14 protein-coding genes and 2 pseudogenes are annotated in these 18,660 nt (G+C 59.2%); 11 read left to right on the top strand and 5 right to left on the bottom strand.

The features are described from left to right. Positions 1–136: 136 nt before the first annotated feature. The 5 genes from X773_RS69385 to X773_RS69370 form a co-directional block, all read right to left on the bottom strand. Positions 137–685, bottom strand: coding sequence for a class I SAM-dependent methyltransferase (locus X773_RS69385; RefSeq protein WP_156937458.1), 549 nt, complete (start codon positions 683–685; stop codon positions 137–139). 124 nt (positions 686–809) lie between these two features. Next, entirely contained in the window at positions 810–1,640 is an 831-nt protein-coding gene (locus tag X773_RS69380; protein WP_031212830.1) for a hypothetical protein, read from the bottom strand. 350 nt (positions 1,641–1,990) lie between these two features. Then, positions 1,991–2,491: a GYD domain-containing protein gene (locus tag X773_RS75455; RefSeq protein WP_084641698.1), complete on the bottom strand. Its 501-nt coding sequence runs from the start codon at positions 2,489–2,491 to the stop codon at positions 1,991–1,993. A gap of 75 nt (positions 2,492–2,566) precedes the next feature. Beyond that, positions 2,567–4,870 carry an AGE family epimerase/isomerase gene (locus tag X773_RS69375; RefSeq protein WP_023679946.1) on the bottom strand — a complete coding sequence of 768 codons (2,304 nt, stop codon included), beginning with the start codon at positions 4,868–4,870 and terminating at the stop codon, positions 2,567–2,569. A gap of 968 nt (positions 4,871–5,838) precedes the next feature. Next, the gene (locus X773_RS69370; RefSeq protein ID WP_023679942.1) at positions 5,839–6,750 is read right to left on the bottom strand and encodes a metallophosphoesterase; all 912 of its coding nucleotides are present in this window, start codon (positions 6,748–6,750) and stop codon (positions 5,839–5,841) included. Between the two features lie 222 nt (positions 6,751–6,972). On the opposite strand from X773_RS69370, the gene X773_RS69365 reads away from it, so the two are divergent. The 11 genes and pseudogenes from X773_RS69365 to X773_RS69325 form a co-directional block, all read left to right on the top strand. Then, positions 6,973–7,443, top strand: a complete 471-nt coding sequence (locus X773_RS69365; protein WP_023679941.1) for a MucR family transcriptional regulator — start codon at positions 6,973–6,975, stop codon at positions 7,441–7,443. A gap of 33 nt (positions 7,444–7,476) precedes the next feature. After that, positions 7,477–7,769, top strand: a pseudogene (locus tag X773_RS69360) (hypothetical protein). 1,039 nt (positions 7,770–8,808) lie between these two features. After that, complete coding sequence (locus tag X773_RS73930) at positions 8,809–10,260, top strand: exopolysaccharide biosynthesis polyprenyl glycosylphosphotransferase (protein ID WP_023679938.1); 1,452 nt, start codon at positions 8,809–8,811, stop codon at positions 10,258–10,260. A gap of 3 nt (positions 10,261–10,263) precedes the next feature. Then, positions 10,264–10,890, top strand: a complete 627-nt coding sequence (locus X773_RS69350; protein WP_084641696.1) for a transcription termination/antitermination NusG family protein — start codon at positions 10,264–10,266, stop codon at positions 10,888–10,890. Positions 10,891–10,994: 104 nt separating this feature from the next. Continuing rightward, positions 10,995–12,089 (top strand): GDP-mannose 4,6-dehydratase, encoded by a 1,095-nt coding sequence (gmd, locus tag X773_RS69345; protein WP_023679936.1) that lies wholly within the window; start codon positions 10,995–10,997, stop codon positions 12,087–12,089. A gap of 508 nt (positions 12,090–12,597) precedes the next feature. Further along, a pseudogene (locus X773_RS78530) lies at positions 12,598–12,888 on the top strand (hypothetical protein); the annotation flags it as partial. Between the two features lie 163 nt (positions 12,889–13,051). Further along, positions 13,052–14,260: an O-antigen ligase family protein gene (locus X773_RS69340; protein WP_023679934.1), complete on the top strand. Its 1,209-nt coding sequence runs from the start codon at positions 13,052–13,054 to the stop codon at positions 14,258–14,260. 53 nt (positions 14,261–14,313) lie between these two features. Then, positions 14,314–15,504, top strand: a complete 1,191-nt coding sequence (locus X773_RS69335) for a glycosyltransferase (RefSeq protein ID WP_198023641.1) — start codon at positions 14,314–14,316, stop codon at positions 15,502–15,504. Next, the gene (locus X773_RS69330) at positions 15,501–17,168 is read left to right on the top strand and encodes an ABC transporter ATP-binding protein (protein ID WP_023679932.1); all 1,668 of its coding nucleotides are present in this window, start codon (positions 15,501–15,503) and stop codon (positions 17,166–17,168) included. Before X773_RS69335 ends, X773_RS69330 begins: the two co-directional genes overlap by 4 nt. After that, complete coding sequence (locus X773_RS77635) at positions 17,051–17,440, top strand: ATP-binding cassette domain-containing protein (RefSeq protein WP_245274828.1); 390 nt, start codon at positions 17,051–17,053, stop codon at positions 17,438–17,440. Before X773_RS69330 ends, X773_RS77635 begins: the two co-directional genes overlap by 118 nt. Positions 17,441–17,574: 134 nt before the next feature. Further along, on the top strand, positions 17,575–18,660 hold a 1,086-nt coding region (locus tag X773_RS69325; RefSeq protein ID WP_198023640.1), incomplete at its 3' end, for an ABC transporter transmembrane domain-containing protein.

The following is an 18,660-nucleotide window of genomic DNA, read 5'->3' as shown; positions in this document are numbered from 1 at the left end:
CGCGAAGTCCATCCGTAAAATGCTTTCTGCCGGCGAATCGGCGCTGCCCCGGCCGAGTTGCAGGCAGGCAGCGGGTCTGCGCCCGCTGCTGGCACATGGGATGTTGAAGAGGCAGATTACCACAAGCAATGTGTCATTATGGCTGCGGATTTCCGAAGGCAGGTTTCTCAAGCACGAGCACATGACTACCAAGAGGCGATGTGTGAGTGCTCTTGACCTGGAACCCCTCGTCAGAAAGCGTTTCGATGAATTCGCCATCCGTTCCAGGCGGAACGCGGGCAACAATGCTTGAGGTGCGCCTCACAATATTGGAAAGCACCCTTCGCGCCTTGCCCGGGCCGATGTTGCGCTGCATGTGCTGATAGACGGCCAGCAGCAGGACGATATCGTATTTCGGTAGAAGGATATTGCCGAGGCGCCGGCTGCCGAGGTTTAGGCGATCGAACCGGGCATGTACCGGGGAGCCGCTCATCAACATCTTTGCAGTCTCGATATGTGGCTTGGCAATGTCGATCCCGTGGATCGAACTGGGTTTCAGCTTGGATATCTCATAGGCGACAACACCCATATTGCAGCCAACATCGAGAATGGATTTTCCGGCGTAGTCGACCTTTGCGGAGAATAGCCCGTCAAGTCTGTCGTCCCACGTTCCTGCAAAACCCCTTTTGAATCTTGACCACCACAAATCATCAGCTCCTTTGGGAAGAGCCCCCTTGAGCGCCTCCTACCACGAGAGAATTAATGGTCGATACCCTTTCAACTGGAATTGATCACATTGACGAACCAAGGCAAGGACGCGTGCGGCCTCATCACAGTCCCATCACCTTGAGTGCGGCGGGAACCGGATAGCGGCTGCCGTCATAGCGCATCCGGTAGGTCCGCTTCACAGGCTTGCCAGGATGGGACTGGCATTCGCCATTCTGGTCGGGGGAGGGATTATCGATATTCGACCGCTCAACCGCGGTGATATCGTGATAGCCATGATGGCTCGCCGGGCTTATCGCCAGGCTGACCTGGCTGGAATGAAAGTATCCGGCGCAACTACCATCGCTATCGCCGCCATGGCCGGCCACCACGAGGCCGTCGAGCACCAAGCGAAGCGCATCGTCGGCAAGGGCGTAGAGCCGCAGGTCGGTTTCAGTGAAGGGAGCGGTCAGCGAAAAGTGCGCCATTTCGATGCGCAGGCCGAATGCGCTGACATCGGGGGCCAGTGCATAACGGCCGGTGTCGAATTCCACCTTTTCAATGACAATCATGTCATCGGTCATCAGACCGGGCTGGAGCAGGCGCTGGCGCACACGCAGCGTGTTCCTGTCGACGACCAGAAGCTCGATATCGCCGACATGCAGGTGGTCGCCGTTAGCCCTGTCAATCAGCGGCACTGCGACCAACAGCAGGTCGACATGGGCGGGCCAAATCTTGCAGACCAGGCCAAATGGCGCTTCGCTCTCCGGGAGCGTTGAGGTGATGCTAGTATGAGGTTCAAGCGTGAACGAGGTGCCGTCGGCGCTCCTTCGGGCCTTGGGATAGGCCTGCTGCACCAGCGCGGCGGCATCGCCGCAATCGCCGGCGCCGGCGCGGGCGGGCGACAGGCTGGCGAGGGCGGCGCCGAGCAACAGGACAGGCAACACTATTCGCATGGAGTTCTCGCGTCGCAGGGCCGGGTTCGGCCAGGGCCCTTCTACGCGAGATTGGTGGCGGCGCACAGGGTGTAGGGAAGTGACGGCTAGCTCAACCGCTGCCTCAGGACCATAGGTATCCTGGAAAGTCGTAAAGTCCGAGCTCGCTTAGGGACGGTGATCATGAGAACGCCGCCCGAGCGGCCAATTTTGCCAATGCTGTTCGAGCTACCTGAAACAGATACTGACAATGTGATCTCGATTGCCTTGTCGCGCTCCGATTAGATAAAGAAGCGCTCCGACAAGAAACCTCTACAAAACCGGACCTCGCCTATCCGTCAAGCGCACCTTCTAGGGTGTACATTCCAAAATTAACTCGGCATGACCTCCGTTTCTGACCCCCTGAGCCGGGCGCGTTCGCTGTCGGCGCGGTATTGAAGCAGAACCAGTGCCGCGCCTGCTCCGGCTTTCCGAAACCCCAGCGTGTCTTTCCTTGAGACTTGGCAGCACGGCGCGTTCAGTCGGAACCGTGCTGCCTTCAATGTACAGCCAGTCCAATCATCCGGCGAGCTTGTAACGCCGGCAGCCTTTTTGGCAGCTGCGAGCGCCGCATTCATGTCGAGTTCTTCGAGGACAACCAGGTCGTTTATCCAGCCGCTTGCCCGGACCGCCAGTGCTAGGTCCATCCCATCGGCCTGGTCCGGAACCTCAGCATTGATGACAATATCATAGGCGCCGCGAGTAAACATCATACCGGATACCTTGCCACCAACGCTTTCCAAAACCGCCTTGATTGCAGCTTCCCGGTCTGAGCCTTGTATCAATCCCTTGTAGGCATGGGGCGGACAGTTTCCCAGGATTGTCACTTTCATGGGTATTCCTCCCTATCTTGTACTAGTTTCGTTATTGATCGTTTCACCAACACGGAGCTATGGCGGACGGTTGGGTCAGCCGTAATAACCCTGCATCGCAACGCTCTTGCTCGTATCCAAAGCTGGCAGCGGGAAAGGTTCGACCTGCCCTGCGGTCTTGTCCAGATACTGCATCAAGGCCGTCACGAGGTGGTAGAAAATGCTCGCGGGCACCTCCGTTGCCAGTGACCTTCCGCGCTCGTCAATCCTGTCGATCCACAAGCCAAGCGGTGCGGGATCGATATGCCATTTGAAGAGGCGGGCGACACGAGCTTCGATCTCGGGTTTCAGATCAGGCCCGCCGATGCCGTCCAGGGCGACGGCCGCCTTGACGGCTTCGCATTGCGGCCAGCTGCGGGAGAGCCGGTCGAAGGGAATTCCCTGCCGCGACACAGCTGCATAAGCCAGGCCCGTGGCCCGGTTCAATCCGCTGGCGATCGCCGACGAATAGAGCTTCCTTGCGTAGGCTGCCAAGTCTTTCTGCCCGCTTGCCCGCGCGAAATCAACCAGCAGCGAGGCCCATTCGAAATGGTGCCCTGGTTCGGTCCACTGTCCCTCGTCTCCCGGCAACGGTAGCCAATCGACGTCGAAGTGTTCCCCAAGCGTCCAGCTCTCCTGGTCGAAGAAATGGCACCGGAAGAGATCGACGACGCGTGCCGCCCGACGGAGATATGCACGCTCGCCGGTGACGCCATGCCAGGCAAGGAAGGATTCCAGCATGTGCATGTGCGGGTTCGACAACCGCACCCCCTTCCAGCCGGGGGTCTCGAGGAAGCCGTTCAGGCTGTCGTCCTCGAGATGGGTGTCGATGAAATGGAACGTCTCTTGTGCCAGCTGCAGGGCATCCTGATGGCCGCATCGGTGAGCATGAGCAAGCGCCAGGAGCACGCAGGAATGGTCGTAGGCGTCCTCCGCCGGGTCAGCCACGCTGCCATCGCAATTAAGGGTGCGCACCCAGCCACCGCGATCGGTGCGGCCGTGTCTCGCGATGAAGTCGATGCCGTGGTCGATGAGCTTGTCGGCCGGTCCAACCCAGCCGCGTTCTTTGGCCACCGCGAAAGCGTAAATCTGGCGAGCCATCGTGCGCATGCGCTTGGGTTTGCCCAGCGGCCTTGCATCGAAACCGAGAGCCTCGTGGAAGCCGCCATACACATCGTCGACACCTGCAGTGGACCACAGCGGCAGGGTTTCGTTGAAGAGCCAGTGCTCGACGCGCTTGCGCCATGACCCGCTGATGATGACCCGGTCGTCCGACCCCGTGAACTTCGTTTCAAGGCGTCCGCTCTTCTCGAGTTGTTCGACGACTTTCTTCACGTTCTGGCTGTGGCTGACAGGAGCGACGAATACCGCGTCCGGTGTCGTCACCACCGCCACATGCTTCATTCCAATGACTGTGAGCAGTCTGCCCTGGCTTCTGAGATAGGAGTTGCCGCAATCCATGGCGACAACGTCGCCCATTACGACATTGCCGTCGCGGTCCGTCGGGCTGGCTTCGAGCAGCGATTGCCACGATCCAAGGTCGTTCCAGCGGAAGGAAGCCGTAACCATCGCAATACCGCGTGCATGCTCCATGACTGCGTAGTCGATCGACGTCGACGGGACAGCCGAATAGAAGCCCTGGGGCAGGTAGATGCCCAAGAGGTCGGTCCGTGCAGCCTTATGGGCCCGTTCCGCGGTGTCCCAGATGTCTGGCCGGAACTCGAGAAATGCCTTCCGCATCGTGTCGGCACGAAACAGGAAGATGCCGGCGTTCCAGTAGAACCTTCCCGAAGACACATATTTGCGGGCCGTCGCGGCATTGGGCTTTTCGACAAACTGCGAAACGGCGGCCACTCTGTCACCAGTTGCCCCAACCTCGATGTAACCGTAGCCGATTTCGGGATGCGTCGGCTTGATGCCGAATACGACAATGCTTCCTGAATCGGCGGCAGGCATGCCCGTCTCGACGGTTTCCCAGAATTGCGTTTCGGTCGATATCTGATGGTCGGAGGGGACCACCAGCACAAGCGCTTCGCCGTCATATTCGGAGATTGTCTGCAAGGTGGCTATGGCCACCGCAGCGGCGGTATTGCGGCTGACGGGCTCGAAAATCGGGCTGCCACCGTTAAGGCCGAGCGGACCGATGTCCGAGATAACGCGGTCGGCATGCCGTTCGGAGGCTATCAGATAGATCGGCGTCTCGCCGTCCGACCGCGCCTTGAGGCGTCGGACAGTTTTGGCGAGCATGGAGCCGTCGCCCGAAAGGTCGTGGAATTGCTTGGGATTGTCCTCGCGCGACAGCGGCCATAGCCGTGACCCGACGCCCCCGCTCATCACAAAACTGACGATCCGCTCCGACATGGTCCAGTTCCTCTCAGAATGTCTGGTTGTAGGCTCCGACCTCTGGCTCCGGCGCAGCACGGCGAGCGAGAGCCTCGAACATCTCGCTACGCCGCTCCGGCGAGACAAAGCCTCCCACGACGACAATTTCCGGCTTGTTCAACAAGGCCCTGACCCCGCTTGCCGGCTGGGCAACGACACGCACCCCTTCACGGTGACGAGATTGGCCAGGGGCTGGCCAGCGACTCGATCCCGTCCGCCTTCATTGTCGTGAATTCCGCGTCTCTACACCCATTCGGCGGGTCAAGGTGCCAAGCACAATGCCGATCTCTTACACGCCCATCAGGTTGAGTTCGGGCACTTCTCCGTGTCTGGATGGCCGAACCACCAGCGCGCCTCGCATTCCCGAAAGCCAGTGGCTTTGATGAGAGCACTGTTTCCGAAAAGGAATGTGTTCGGCTGGCCTGGTCGACTATACCCAGAGTCCCGGTTCTTCGATCCGCTATTCGCAACAGTTCTAGCACGCTGCCCGACGCAGGCCCCTTCAGCAATTGGAGTAGTCCTAACACGCTGGGTCGCGCCGCCTCGTCCAATAGGAGTATGCCCGCCGATGGCCGAAAGGAGGGCTCGTCCAAGCATGGCCGTCCCGAGAATGTCGAAGAAAGGTGTTTCGGACGCTTGGCTCGACTTCTCAAAGGCATTCTGGTGGAAATCGAGAGCTATCAGCCGGCCTCCGAAAAAGGATGATGGACTGTGCCGCGTTCGCCTTGTAGGCGATGGGAACTCGGCCAAACCCCGACCGCATGTACACGACGATCGATACCCTCACACGGAACGGTCAACCGCGAACGGCAGGTCTCTCTGGAACGGCAGATGTCATCCGTCGACAGGAAGAGAGAACGTTTTCGGGCCGATATCGACGACCATGATCTCCGGCGACACGCCGAAGCGCACCGGCAGCCACGATACGCCCAAACCCCCGGATACGATCATGTGCCGCCCACCCTCGACGATATGCCCATAGGCGAAGCGCTGTCCGTAGGCTGAATTGATGATGGGGGGCCGATGAATGGCAAGCGCACCTGTCCGCCATGTGTATGGCCGCATAACGTCAGGCTGACACGGTCAGGGACAGTAATGAAGATGTCCGGTTCATGCGCAAGGAGCAATATCGGATTGCCGTCGTCGGGTATTCCAGCCATTGTTCCAGGCAGATCGTCGACGCCTTGGTACACGCCGCGAGAAAACTTCTTGGCCCACTGATCGCCAAGACCCGCGAGCCAGAACGCTGGGCCATCCTGCGGCCGAATAAGCGTGGCGGTGTTCTCCAGGACCGGAATGCCATTGTCGACGAGGGCTGCGCGGACGCTATCGACACCGTGCCACCAGTCGTGGTTGCCGAGAATGGCGTGGCAGCCGAGTGGCGCGGAAAGTTTCGAAAGTGAATTGCCCCAAACAGTGTCGGGCACGATCCCGGTGGCATAGCGAGGCAGCACGCCCATCACATAGTCGCCAAGGAGAAGGATGATGTCGGGCTGCATGCTATTGGAAACAGCGACGATCTCATCGATCCTGGAAACCGGCATCCAAGGCTCGCAGGCGTGGATGTCAGCGACCACGACGATGCGCAAGGGCCTGGCAGTCGTCGGCCAGCGCGGCGGAAGGAGCTTGTAGTGAGTGACACGCAGTCGAAACCGAGGCTCAATCGCGAGGGCATAACTCGCCAGACCGAATGTCGCGAGCGACACGGCGCCAAAGAGCTTCAGGAATGAGCGCCGCGACGTCAGCACTTGTATTTCCCAGCAGAACGAGGTCGGTTTTAGGGATCGCCACGAATTCAGCTGCGGCAGCCAGATCTCATATGCGCGGCGCCGGATGCGTTCGTGTTTGTCCTCTGACATGGTCGTTCCTCCTGTCGGTTTACCCAACGCGAAGGAGCGTCGGAACGATCCGATCCTACACGCCGATTTCGGACAAAAGAGGAACAAACCCCGGCAGCCTGGCTTCCGGAGGACCTGCGCAGCGGCCGGCCAATGATCCCGAGTATTTCGTTCTGTGGACCTGCTTCTTGCGCAATCCGACTTCCCCCATACGAAAGCGGAATAGCAATAGGAGTTTGATGAATGACCGAAGAGAACAATCGCCAGAATGCAGAATTGATGGAATTGACCGCGGATATTGTTGCGGCGTTTGTCCAAAATAACGCAGTGCCAGTAGCAGACCTGCCCGATCTTATTTCTTCGGTGAACTCCGCTCTCGTTAGCTTAGTCAAGCCATCTGTGGTTGAGCAGCCAAAACAGACCCCGGCGGTCAATCCCAAAAAATCTGTGTTTCCCGACCACATCATTTCTTTAGAAGACGGGCGCAAGTTCAAGTCGATGAAACGGCACTTGGGCTTGCTTGGGATGACGCCTGACGAGTATCGAGCCAAGTGGGGGTTGGCGCGGGACTATCCTATGGTAGCACCAAGCTACGCAGCACAGCGATCGGAGCTAGCAAAAGCTAGTGGGTTGGGTCGTAAGGTGAGTGCAAAAATGCCCACCAACAAGAAGGCGCCAACCAAGAAGGCACCAGCCAAGCGGGTGAGTGCCTAAGAACACCCTGCCTCAGGCAAGCGGATTAATGCGATGACACGCCAATCCATTGCCGAAGAGCTTGAAAGCGCTGCTGGTCGCATCGCAGACATTTCGCGTGCGGATTTGCAGATCATTCTGCGTCGCGCCGCATTGATGCTATAGGAACGTCGCCGGCGTTGCCGCTGGAGCCAGCAACCGAGGACGCTCTCAACTCCATTGCTGCCGAAATGAAAATCGGCCGGGCGGACCTCATTCAGATCGTGCTGCGGGAATGGCTGGAAACGAACGCCTATTTGCCCGTGCGCGAAATCGATGAGGAGAGTGAAACGGACGGGAGCGCGTAAATGCAAACTTCCGCGATCACGCTGTGCACGGCGAAGCTGCGACTCAACTATCGCTAAGGCGCGGCGGACCTGATGGCTCGTCCGGGCCGGCGCCTTTCAGGCAACCTCCCACTGAAAGGCGCCGGCCTGTCGTATTCGTCGACGGCCATGGTACGAGCGATAGGAACCATTGGCAGTTCCAGCTTCTTGGCCGTCTGTCGCACTTTGAGGTCGACGATCTCGTCATCCCGCCTGGCGATGCGGCTTTCGAGATTGGCGATGCGCTCCGTCAAAAAGTAGCGCCCGACCAGGAAGCCTCCGCCTCCAAAAAGGACCGCGAACGAAGCAAAGGGGCCTGGGTTGGCTAGCACCAGGGCCGAGTTGGTTTGTAGAAATCGATCAAGTCCTGCATCTTTCCAGCTTCCTCGGCAGCCTGTGAATCTCCAGCCGAACCGGCCCGCCCCTGTCGCAACTCGTACAGAGCAGCGCCCTCTCGACCGTGCCGAACAGCGCGCCTTTGCCATACCTGCGGATGAGTGCGGCCGACTTTACCTCGGCATGATGCGAGCAATTTCTGCACCATGCCCGCAGCGTATGCCACTCCCGCTGTCGCTTGGCAGTTGAACGTAAGAATGCGCCGGTTTTGCTAAGGGTTGGCATTTAAACGTAAGAATCTTGGGCGGTGGATTCTCAAATTAAGTGCATCCGGCTGCTTCAGCGCCTTCGCCAGCGGCATGCGGAATACCCTCCCACGGAACCACCGCATTCAGCGTTTCCAGCGGCGAACCTTCTCCGTAAGTAGTAGACGTATACGCAATTCGGCTGCGAACGAATCAATTGACAAGCAGACAATGTTAACCAACAATAACCATGAAATATAATACGTTTTTTACGTTCGCGAAATTAAGATGTTATTTTTTTAATAGCTTGACGCCATGTGAGTCAGTTTGTTCGGCCGTACGTACAAAAGACCTTGTTTATTCCAAGATCGACCAAAGAAATCTTTAAGAAGCGGATATCCGCTCGCGCAGGCACGGGTTTATCATTGGAATTGCGTCGGATGACAGAGATTATCCAAACCATTCCCAAGAAGTCGGTAGTTTATGGGCGTGCCGCATTTCATTTTCCGCAAGCCCTTCTAGTGGGGGTCTGCATGGTCGCTGATTTCGTTATTGTTGGGCTGAGTGTGCATGCGGTCATTCTTTTTTATCAGCCGCATATCCTTTACGATTTGCGCGACCCCCACGTCCTGATGGTGACCTCCCTTGCTGCAACGTTCTTTGTGGTTTTCGAGAGCCTTTCTGGCGCATACACAACCGGGTTATATCTTGAGCCGATGGCCAGCGCCCGAAACGCGCTATTGAGCTGGCTCATGGTGGCCTTCGTGTTTGCCTGGATCGGCCTCCTGGTCGAAACGATAGGTGAGCTGTCGCACGAGCTGCTAATCACTTCGTTTGCAGTCGGTGCGGCAGCGATTGTGCTTGTCCGGGTGGGGACGGTGAAGGCCTTGCGCGTCTGGCTTGGACGCGGTGCCATTGCGATTCGGAGAGCCCACCTCATCTGCTTTGGAGACCAAGCATCAGCCGAAGTGCTCAGCGAAGCGCAGAACCGCGGCATACAGATTGTTGGCGTGTCGATCCTTCCGGCGGACAAGGTGACCGGTCGGGCGTTCGCTAGAATGTGTGAGGACCTAGTGCGGGAGCTCCGTGACGCCCTCCAAAGGGTACCGTTTGACGAGATTTACCTGTTTTTCCCTTGGGACAAGCGCAGGCAGCTCCGCAACCTAGCGACCGCACTGGGACGCCTTCCGCTGCCCGTGTTTCTGTTTGCGGATGCAGCAATGGAACGGCTGCTGCAGACATCGGCGCTACGTTTCGGCCCCTTCAAGGGCTTCGAGCTCCAGCGGGCCCCGCTGTCGTGGGCCGAACGCGCAATGAAGCGATCCCTCGACGTGAGCATCGCGCTCGCGGGACTCGTCTTGCTGGCGCCTTTGCTGATCGCCGTCAGCATCGCCATCCGCGCTACGTCCGGCAGCCCGGTTATCTTTCGCCAGGAGCGCCAGGGCCTCTGTGGCAGGCGTTTCCAGATCTACAAATTCCGTACGATGCGGGTATGCGAAGACGGCCCGACGATCGCGCAGGCCACGGCTGACGATCCGCGCGTTACGCCCTTCGGGTCGCTGCTAAGGCGCACGAGCATAGACGAGTTACCGCAACTGTTGAACGTGTTAAGGGGCGAGATGTCGATTGTAGGACCTCGTCCGCATGCAGTCGCGCATGACGAATACTACTCCGCACTTATTGCTTTTTACGCGCGTCGTCAGAATGTAAAGCCCGGGCTCACGGGATGGGCGCAGATAAATGGTTTTCGTGGCGAAACACGAGAATTGAACGCGATGGCCGCACGCGTTAATCATGATTTATGGTACATTAATAACTGGAGCATTTGGCTTGATATCTATCTTATATGCCGAACTGCAGTGAAAATACTTACTGACAGAAAGGCTCATTGAACTATGGTGGGGCACGTGTCGGAATCATCTGTTCCTTTGACGTCCCGGCTGGGCATGGACGCGGCCCGACATAATCCGATGCGGGCCGGTTGCAGCCAGGCACCAGAAGGCACTACTGCGGCCGCCGAGTCGAGAACGGCACGCTGGTTCGCCGTCTTCTGCCTTCCCAATCAAGAGGCAAGGGCGGAACGCGAACTTGGGAATCAGTCGTTCTCCACGTTCCTGCCAAGGTTGCAAAGAACCATACGACACGCCCGCCAGATGAAAGTCGTAATGGGGCCGCTGTTCCCGTGCTACCTGTTCGTGAGACTCGATCTGCGCCGGGACCGCTGGCTCAGCATCGATGGAACATATGGCGTGGCCCACCTTGTTCGGTTCGGAGAAATGCCAGCGCAGGTTCCTGAAGGTGTTGTTGAAGCGCTCATCGAGGCGACTGACAGGCACGGCGTAATACATCTCGACAATCTGCTTCGGCCTGGTCAGGTCGTGCGTCTAGTGTCGGGGCCATTTGCAGAACAACTTGGCAGGTTAGATCGGCTGGACGGTACCCAGTCTGTTCGCATCCTGCTCGAGATCATGGGTCGATGCGTCGAGGTGAAGACGCATCGGAGGAGCGTGCTGCCGGCCTAGGCGTCGCAGCACCGTCGAGCCGGTTCACTGGGTTTGATTTCACCCAGACTGCGGTAGCGTGGGCGAATTCCTGCTCCATGCGATTGCACCGCAGTCGCACAAGCATGGGAACAAACATGACACGACAAAAAACCGCTCTGATAACCGGGGTGACCGGACAGGATGGCGCGTACCTTGCTAAGTTTTTGATCGGCCAAGGATATCTGGTCCACGGCATAAAGCGGCGCTCATCGTCTTTCAATACCGGCCGCATTGAGCATCTGTACCAGGATCCCCACGAGGACAACCCCAGACTCATCCTGCACTATGGCGACGTGAGCGACTCTACCAACCTCATCCGCGTCGTTTCGGAGGTTCAACCCGACGAGATATACAATCTCGCTGCGCAAAGCCACGTGCAGGTAAGTTTCGAGACACCGGAATACACCGCCAATACGGATGGCTTGGGGACGCTCCGCTTGCTGGAGGCGATCCGACTGCTGGGGCTTACTGAAAAGACGCGCTTCTACCAAGCATCCACGTCCGAACTTTACGGCCTAGTACAAGAAGTCCCGCAGCGCGAGACCACCCCGTTTTATCCCAGGAGCCCATACGCGGCAGCGAAGCTGTATGCATACTGGATCACCGTAAACTACCGCCAAGCGTATGGCATTCATGCTTCAAACGGCATCCTTTTCAATCACGAGAGCCCCATCCGCGGCGAGACGTTCGTGACTCGCAAGGTGACCCGAGCTGTTGCGGCTATTCATCATGGGCTGCAGGACAGGCTCTACCTAGGTAACCTCGATGCAGGGCGTGATTGGGGCCACGCGCGCGACTACGTCCGAGGCATGTGGATGATCGTCCAGCACCCGGAACCGGACGATTTCGTGCTTGCCACGGGCGAGGTTCGGACGGTGCGCGAGTTCGTTGAGAAGGCATTTTCCTGCGTGGAGATGCAAATCGAGTGGCATGGAAAGGGGTTGGAAGAGAAGGGTCGGGATGCGCGTTCGGGTCGAATCCTGGTAGAGATTGACAACCGGTATTTCCGGCCGACCGAGGTCGAACTCTTGGTCGGCGACCCGAGCAAGGCTCGGGTGCGCCTGGGGTGGCAGCATGAGACGAGCTTCGATTCCCTGGTTGAGGAAATGGTGCTTGGGGATCTGAAGGCGATCCCGATGGAGCCGCATTGGCAGAACGCTCGCGCGGCGATCTGGTAGCGGCGAACGGCACAGACGGACATGGCGGTTATCACGACAAGGTGGTCTCAGGCGGCAGCACAAGGCCCGGTCGGTCTTGCGCAGAGCGCCCGAGGCAGTGCCCTAGCCATGCCGAGCAAGATGTCATCATCTCAAGAGGCGGCATCTTGGAAAGCTACCAGTTCGATCTGACGGACCGGGGAATTGACGCATGTCCCAGACGATACGGCGCACGTTGTACCATCCGGTCCGGCTACCGCTTGAACCGATCGAGGTTCAGGCCACGAGCTGTCGCCCGGAAGCGATACGACCAAGCACATACAACCGCTCAACCGCTTGATAGGGCACCCTTACCGGAGGGACATTCATGGGACGGGAAATCTTTTCTCTCGACGGCAAGCGGGTTTGGGTCGCCGGTCATCGAGGTATGGTGGGCCAAGCACTGACGCAATGCCTTAGGCAGGAGGGCTGTCACCTCGTATCGACCGGCACCCAGAGGGTGGACCTGCGTCGCCAACAGGACTCGGACGACCTGCCGATCAACGTTGGCACCGGTGAGGACATAACAATCGCGGATTTTGCCGAAGCGGTGGCACAGACCGTCGGGTTCAAGGGCCGCATCTGCTTCGACTCTTCAAAACCGGACGGGGCGCCGCGCAAGCTCGTCGATGTCGGCAGGATGGCAGCCCTGGGCTGGCGGGCCCGCACCGGGCTGCGTCAGGGGCTGAAGCGCTTCTACGAGGCCCACCTTGCCGCAGAGGGAGGCTCGGGTGCGCGCTCGGCGCCCGTCGGCGTGGAGATCGCCACGACGGCTGAGTGACTTCTGGTTCCGACCGTCGCACAGATGTATTCGGCAGGGCTGACGCTTAATGTCTTCGACGACGAATGAACGCGACTGGCACGGAAGATGGCTGAGGGGACCAACTACTCTTCTCCATCCGCGGCGGCAGCGTCCCGCAGCCGGGAGCTGGGCGTTCACCATATTGCTTCTCGCCATCTGCCTGCTGGGCGGTGCGGGACTGAAGGCGCTCGGTGCACCTCTTCTTGCCTTCATCCTTCTACTTTCGCTTGCCTACGCCGGACGGACTCTCCTATCGCCGCAGAACATTCCCGCTCTGCTTCTTACATGCTGGGGGCTACTTTACGTCGGCCTGTCCTATCTGGAGCTTCTTCCCGATGGCTGGACCCGATATCACCAAGCCGGCATCATCGTCCAGCAGTCCTCCTTTGTGTTCCTTCTGCTTCCCGTCATAGCCGCATCGCAAAAGTGGTGGGAAGACAAGGGCATCGATCGGCACCGTGACGCGATCCTCGTCGGCACCATCATTCTGGTGTTCATTGTCAGCATTCCCGCGCGCTTGTACGTCTTTGGCGACATGGAGACGCCTCTGGACCCGCCGAAGGCCTTTGTCACCTTGCAGAACGATGTGATGATCGCTCTGGTGGGAATAACCTACCTCGCCATGGTTCGAATGAATCCAATCGTGGGCGGCTTTCTTTTGATGCTCGTATTTATCCTATCCGCTACGATAGAGTTCAGACTTCAGAACGTCCTGGCCTATTTCGTGGCCATGGCTGCTTCTTTTCTTTGCATGATCGGTTTGCATTTGGAACGAACGCTGGCCAACATCCTTATGCTAGGTTTGGTGGGTTTGGCGATCTTCGGAATACTCGACCCGATCAGCTTGTTTGTTTTAGATCCTAACACCGGATGGCGCGTCACATTCTGGGGGGATGCCTTGGAGGCGCTGGCAGAGACCTGGGGGATCGGCGTCGGCTTCGGCACCGAGGCGCTGCGGAATGAATATACCATGGTCATTGGCCGCCTCTTCTTCTTGCCGGAGGAGGACACATCCTTCCTGCTGATCGGCACCCACAATGCTTTTTTCGACATCATCCTTCGTTTGGGAATGGTCGGGCTCGTGCTTTGGAGCGCCGTTATCATTGGCTGTTATCCGAGCTCCAAAATGCCCGTACGCGTGCGGGCGCATGCGGCGGTGGCGTTCTTCACCCTCTTCATCTGCGTCTTCTCGAACGTGGCGCTGCAGAGTCCGCTCTATGTGATCGGCGTCGCCTTCACGATTGGTTATCTGCAGTCGCTACGGGGCGCTGCGAATCTCGCCTACCTCCGGAAGTCAGGGCCCGCCAGCCGCCATGCGACTGCCTTGGGCGAAATAGCCGCTGCAGAATGAACCGGAGCGACCAGGCCGCGTCAGCAAAACGTTGCCGGAAGGAGCAGGAGATCATGCCGAAACATGCCGTCCTAATGATGGTGCAGCTACCACCGCCAGCACATGGCGCGGCCATTACCAACCAGCGGCTTGCCTCCTCCCGGCGAATCCGCGACGAGTTCGACCTGAACGTACTGCCTGTTCAACTTGCGCGGTCCATCGACGATACAAACAGGTTCGCACTAAGCAAGATCATTCGACTTTCCGGTCATGTTGTACGCCTGCTGTTTGCTCTCGTCTTCCGCCCCCCCGGCGTCGTCCTCTACACGTTGCCGTCGACGGGGTACGCGTATCTGGGAGGCATCGTGCTGCTCGGCGTGGTCAAGGGGCTCGGCTTTCCGCATATTCTGCAGATGCGCTGCCGCGGCATCCGCCGCACTGCCGAGCGAAGCGCCCTCCACCGGGCCCTGTGCCGTTGGGCCTTCTCCAAGGCCTGGGTGATACTGCTGTCCCCCCGCGTCTTCGACGACGTATCGGAGTTCGTGCGGGACGAGCAGGTCTACTATCTTCCGGATGCGCTCCCCGACCCTTGTCGGGAAATCCGGCTACCTGACCGCCCGGCTCGCCGAATCCCACACATACTGTTCCTGTCTCACCTGTTTGAGACCAAAGGTCCGCTGGTGTTGCTGAGTGCGCTCGAAATACTGAAACGCCGGGGTGTGCCTTTCCGGGCCACCTTCGTCGGAGAACCGGGCGACATCGCCTTGCAAGTGTTTCGGGAGCGGATCGACGCTCTCGGCCTGTCGGAGGAAGTGCGCTACGCCGGCCCCGCTTACGGAGCTCGAAAAGCAGAGTTCATGCTGGATGCCGATATCTTCGCGTTCCCGACCTTTTATCCTCAGGAAGTCTTTCCCGGTGTCCTCCTCGAAGCGATGGCATACAGCCTGCCGCTCGTGACGACCGGCGAAGCGGCGATTCCGGAGATCGTGGATGAGGGCTCGAGCGGGTACATGGTCGCGGCCCGCGATGCCGGTGCGTTGGCCGACGCGCTGGAGAAGCTCGCGCGCAACCCGGATTTGCGCCAACGGCTCGGGCGGGCGGCCCGTGCGCGTTTCCTGGCGAGGTTCCAGTTCGATCGGTGCGAAAGCTGCCTGGCGGAAATTCTCCGCGACGTGCTGCTACGCGCCGCGACCGCCCCTGTCGAGCGAACAACGCTGAATCAGGCCGGCGGCATCTCCATCACGCGGCACAAGGCCGATACATGAGCATCGCCCACACACTTCGAGACATCACCGGGCTACTGGAGCCATCAGAACGCATCCGAGCAGCGCGGCTGGTCGGTCTGTTGGCCGTTCTGGCAGCCGTGGAGGTGGCTGGCGTCGCTTCCATCGCTCCCCTGCTGCTGATATTGGGCGATCCCCAAATAATTACGACAAACAAAATCATTAATAAACTGTTTGTCGATCTAGGATTCAGTTCTTATAATTCCTTTATCATATTCTTTGCCATAGGGACGCTTGTTTTTATATGCTTGATTTCCGTATTCAGAGCTGTCCTACACTATGTAAAGTTTCTATATGCAAATGAGCACCGCCACCGAATCGCGACACGACTTCTGAACGCCAGCCTGGATCGCGACTACCGGTATTTTCTAGACAAGAATGTGGCCGAACTGACAAAAACAATACTGGTCGAGGTCGATGAGCTTGTTGAGAATGCCGTCGTACCTGCCTTAGTATTGGTCGCGCAGGGCCTGATGGCCCTGGCGGTTGTATTGTTTCTGTTGGCCATAGACCCGCTTCTGGCGCTGCTGCTCACGGCGAGCGCGGGCGGTATGTTCGCGCTGATTTATGTCTTCACGCGCGAGGTGCTGGGACGCATCGGTCGTGAGCGGCTGAAAGCCAATGGAGAGCGTTTCAAGGCTTCGACGGACGTGTTGGGCGGGATCAAGGAACTGAAGGTGCTAGGACGGGAGGGGACGTTCCTGGCGGCTTACTCTCGCCCATCGAAGCGGTATTGTGCTTATCGGACCCTGAGCGGCGTGTTGGCGGAAACGCCAAAATACGTGATCGAGGCTGTTGGGTTCGCCTCAATTCTCCTGATTTCCATCTACTTGGTGGTGCAGCAGGAGCACCTTGCGAGCGCACTGCCTGTGATAGGGCTATATGCCTTTGCGGGGTTCCGGCTGCTGCCGGCGTTCCACAAGGTCTATTCCTCGGTGGCGCTGCTGCGCTTTGCCGCGCCTGCGGTGGGCGCGATCGCAGAGGAACTGCGGCAGGCCCCTGGAGGCGGGGGACGGCACGGGATCGGTACGCGTGGCGAGGAGCGCCTGTGCCTGCGCCGGTCGATCGAGCTTGAACATGTCAGCTTCCGTTATGATGGCGCCAGGCCCGCGGCCATATGCGATCTCAGTCTGACCATCGCCGCCGGCAGCGTGACCGGCATCGTCGGTCCGAGTGGGGTCGGCAAGAGCACCCTGGTCGATCTGCTGCTGGGCCTGCTGCGCCCCGACGAGGGGCGCATCCTGATCGACGGGACGCCCCTCACGGAGGCCAATGTCCGGGCCTGGCAGAACAATATCGGCTACGTGCCGCAACACATTTTCCTCGCCGACGACACGGTGGCGCGCAACATCGCCTTCGGCATCGAGGCCGAGGCAATCGACCGGCAGGCGGTGGAGCGGGCGGCAAGGCTGGCGCAGATCCACGACTTCATCGTGCAGCNAACATCGCCTTCGGCATCGAGGCCGAGGCAATCGACCGGCAGGCGGTGGAGCGGGCGGCAAGGCTGGCGCAGATCCACGACTTCATCGTGCAGCTGCCGGACGGCTACGCCACCTGCGTCGGCGAGCGTGGGGTGCGCCTGTCGGGCGGCCAGCGCCAGCGCCTCGGCATCGCCCGCGCGCTCTATCATGAACCCGACATCGTGATCTTCGACGAGGCCACCAACGCGCTCGACCATGAAACCGAAGCCAACCTCCTCGCCGCCGTCGAAGGCCTGGCCGGGCAGAAGACAATCATCATGATCACCCACCGCCTGGCCACTCTCCACAAGCGAGCTCGCATCGTCGAGCTCCACCGCGGACGGCTGCGCAAAGCGGATACCGTCCCGGTTGAGCATGCGGAGGCGGTGCTGGCAGTGCGCGAGGCTCCTCAAGCTGCCGCGGTGGGCGCTGTGCACTCTGTCGCCCCTGGCCGCTAGGACTTTCGACGGCTAACCAGGCTCGTGCTGGTCCGCAACCTAATCACTTGATCCCGGCAAGCTGCTTACACAGCGGGGACTCGCATCATCCGCATACACAGCCACGCACCACATGTAACGGCGCTAGGCAGCGGGTGTCGAACTCGCCAAGCTTCGAGGTTCATGAGGGTGCTTCTGTTTCGTACGGGCGGCTTCTCCAAGAATGCTCCGGACTAGCTCGCCCGTCCAGTCGGACCGCCAAGCGTACTGTTGAACACGCGAAAGCACAGGATATGCTCAACAAGACTCTCCGCGCGCTGATCGCAATCCTCACTCCGTCTGACCTCGTCCGCGGAGGCCTGCTGATCATCTTGCTGGCGGCCACGGCCGCTGTCGAGGCGGCGGGAGTAGCTTCGGTGGCGCCGTTTCTGGCCGTGCTCGCTAACCCCGACGTCGTCCATAGCAATGCCTACCTCAGGGCCGCATACGACGAGCTCGGGTTTGTCGACAGTTGGAGCTTCCTGCTTGCGCTCGCCATCTTCACGCTCGTCATCGTCCTCTTGGTCTCCGCCCTGCGAGCGGTGGTGCTCTATGTAGAGCTCAAGTTCATAAACACACGGCGACATCAGATTGGCGTCGAACTGGTGTCGCATTACCTGTCGCAGCCTTATCGGTTCTTCCTCGACCGGAATACATCGGAAATGTCCAAGACGGTGGTGTCAGAGGTCGACGAGGTCATACGGTGCGGCGTCGCTCCAGCTTTGGCCTTGGCGGCGAGCCTCAGTCTGGTGGCAGCCATATTCGCTCTGTTGCTGGCGATAGATCCCATTGTTACCTTGAGCGTACTTTCTGCGGTGGCTGCACTCTATTCCGTCGTCTACGTCAGCGTGAGCGGGTTCCTTGGACGCAGCGGCGAAGGTCGCCTTCAGGCAAATCGCGAAAGATATCAGGCGATGTCCGAGGTTCTCGGCGGGATCAAGGAACTGAAGGTGCTCGGGAAGTCGAGCGCCTATCTTGCCGCCTTCGAGAGCCCGTCCAGACGATTCTCTCTTCACAGCGCAGCCGGCGAGGTCGTCTCGCAGCTGCCGAAGTTCCTGGCCGAAGCGGTAGGTTTCGCGGCCGTCTGCCTGATCTCGGTCTACATCCTGATGAGAAGCGGCAGCATCGGCAGCGCACTGCCTGTGATAGGGCTATATGCCTTTGCGGGGTTCCGGCTGCTGCCGGCGTTCCACAAGGTCTAT

Origin of the sequence: Mesorhizobium sp. LSJC280B00, assembly GCF_000502835.1 — a bacterium.
Lineage (GTDB): Bacteria > Pseudomonadota > Alphaproteobacteria > Rhizobiales > Rhizobiaceae > Mesorhizobium.
Note: the sequence above shows the minus strand (reverse complement) of the source record. Positions and strands in the feature narration are given on the sequence as shown.

Coding starts and splice junctions, on each gene's coding strand:
- X773_RS69380 (WP_031212830.1), bottom strand. CDS start 1,640: ATGCGAATAGTGTTGCCTGTCCTGTTGCTCGGCGCCGCCCTCGCCAGC.
- X773_RS75455 (WP_084641698.1), bottom strand. CDS start 2,491: ATGAAAGTGACAATCCTGGGAAACTGTCCGCCCCATGCCTACAAGGGA.
- X773_RS69375 (WP_023679946.1), bottom strand. CDS start 4,870: ATGTCGGAGCGGATCGTCAGTTTTGTGATGAGCGGGGGCGTCGGGTCA.
- X773_RS69370 (WP_023679942.1), bottom strand. CDS start 6,750: ATGTCAGAGGACAAACACGAACGCATCCGGCGCCGCGCATATGAGATC.
- X773_RS69365 (WP_023679941.1), top strand. CDS start 6,973: ATGACCGAAGAGAACAATCGCCAGAATGCAGAATTGATGGAATTGACC.
- X773_RS73930 (WP_023679938.1), top strand. CDS start 8,809: ATGACAGAGATTATCCAAACCATTCCCAAGAAGTCGGTAGTTTATGGG.
- X773_RS69350 (WP_084641696.1), top strand. CDS start 10,264: ATGGTGGGGCACGTGTCGGAATCATCTGTTCCTTTGACGTCCCGGCTG.
- gmd (WP_023679936.1), top strand. CDS start 10,995: ATGGGAACAAACATGACACGACAAAAAACCGCTCTGATAACCGGGGTG.
- X773_RS69335 (WP_198023641.1), top strand. CDS start 14,314: ATGCCGAAACATGCCGTCCTAATGATGGTGCAGCTACCACCGCCAGCA.